This window comes from Mycobacterium sp. KBS0706, from assembly GCF_005938675.2.
GTDB lineage: Bacteria > Pseudomonadota > Alphaproteobacteria > DSM-16000 > Inquilinaceae > Inquilinus.
In genome coordinates this window covers 1-1,573 of sequence record NZ_VCCH02000264.1, presented here as the reverse complement: position 1 = coordinate 1,573, position 1,573 = coordinate 1, and the positions used below count along the sequence as shown (strand labels likewise).

General features: G+C 69.4%; 2 protein-coding genes. Both read right to left on the bottom strand.

Features of this window, described 5'->3' with window-relative positions:
- The coding region (locus tag FFK22_RS41700; RefSeq protein WP_138893681.1) for an IS66 family transposase at positions 1-1,364 on the bottom strand (1,364 nt) is incomplete at its 3' end.
- A gap of 61 nt (positions 1,365-1,425) precedes the next feature.
- Positions 1,426-1,569 carry a hypothetical protein gene (locus tag FFK22_RS45005; RefSeq protein WP_373683781.1) on the bottom strand — a complete coding sequence of 48 codons (144 nt, stop codon included), beginning with the start codon at positions 1,567-1,569 and terminating at the stop codon, positions 1,426-1,428.
- Between the last annotated feature and the right edge of the window lie 4 nt (positions 1,570-1,573).

Sequence of the window (1,573 nt, the reverse complement as noted above, 5' to 3'; positions counted from 1 at the left end):
CGCTCGGCCGCATTGTTGCTCATCTCCAGCCTGCCATCGGTGGTGTAGCGCGTCAGCGCTGCCCAGCGCGTTGTGGAATAGCGGATCGCCACGGCGAGCTTGCCCTTGGTGCTGGTCCGCGCCAACGCCTCGTCGAGGAACAGCCGCAAGGCTTTCAGGATCGGCACCGAGCGGTCCTGCCGGGCGGCCAAGCGCTCCTCCGGTCCGCGGCCCCGGATCTCGCGCTCGACGGCGAAGAGGTCGCCGATGCGTTCGAGCGCCGTCCTGGCCGTGGCCGAGCCCGTGCTGTCGTAGACCTCGTACAGATAGCGCCTCGCGTGACTCCAGCATGCAACCTCGACCAAGCGCGGCGCTGTGCTCCCGGGCTCCGGCTCATACAGCGTGCCGAAGCCGGCATAGCCATCGGCATGCAAGAAGCCCCGGCAACTGTCGAGCAGCGCCTCGGCGTGCTCGCCCTTGCGATCGGGCGAGTAGCGATAGAAGGCCGCCGGCGGTGCCGTGGAGTTCCACGGTCGCTCGTCGCGCAGCATGACCCACAACCGCCCCGTCTTCGTCCGGCCCAACCCCGGCGCGAGCACAGGCACCGGCGTGTCGTCGGCATGCACGGCGGCTCCCGCCCGGACATGTCGGCCGACCGCTTCGACCAGGGGATCGAGCAGGACCGCCATCTTGCCGACCCAGCCGGCCATCACCGAGCGGTCGAGCTCGACCCCGGCCCGGGCGTAGATCTCGCTCTGCCGGTGCAACGGCTGATGATCGCAATACTTCGAGACTGCGACATGGGCCAGCAGCCCAGAGCCGGGCTGGCCGCGCTCGATCGGCAGCGACGGCATCGGCACCTGTACGATCGTCTCGCAGCCACGGCAGCTCAACTTCGGCCGGATGTGCGCCACCCGCTTGAAGTAGGAGGGAACGTACTCCAGCACCTCGCGCTCATCCTGGCCGATCCGGCTGAAGGTCGTGCCGCCACATTTCGGACAGGTGCAGGCCGGCTCGTGCACCACCTCTTCGCGCGGCAGATGGTCGGGCAGCGGCCTGCGGCCGCCCCGCGCCCGCTTGCCCTCCCGCCCAGATGCCGACGGCGCTGCCTCCGTCCGCGCCTCGGTCTCGGCCTGGTCCTCCTCGATGTCGCCGATCACGAGCTCGAGTTGCTCGACGGCGCGGTCGAGCTTCTCCGACGAGCGGCCGAACCGGGCCCGGCGCAACGCCGCCAGCTCCGCCTTTAGCTTCTCGATGTGCAGGGTCTTGGCATGGATCTCGGCGTTCCGGGCCGCGATCTCCCGCTGCATCTCGACCTGCAGCGCGGCTGCGAAGGCGCGCAATTCGGCAGGATCGGTGGGCAGGGAGGCCGTCGCTAGCGACATGCCCCTGTCTAGCAGATCCGACCCGCCGAAGCCAGAATTCTCACGCAGAATCAGCGCGTTGTCAGATCACCGCAGGCCGCCGCGGTGGCTCCGGCGCCACCGTCCGCCGCCAGTCCATCGCCTCGACCAGCAGCGCCATTTGCGCCGGGGTCAGCACCATCGTGCCGTCGACGATCGGCGGCCACACGAACTTGCCCTTCTCCAGCCTC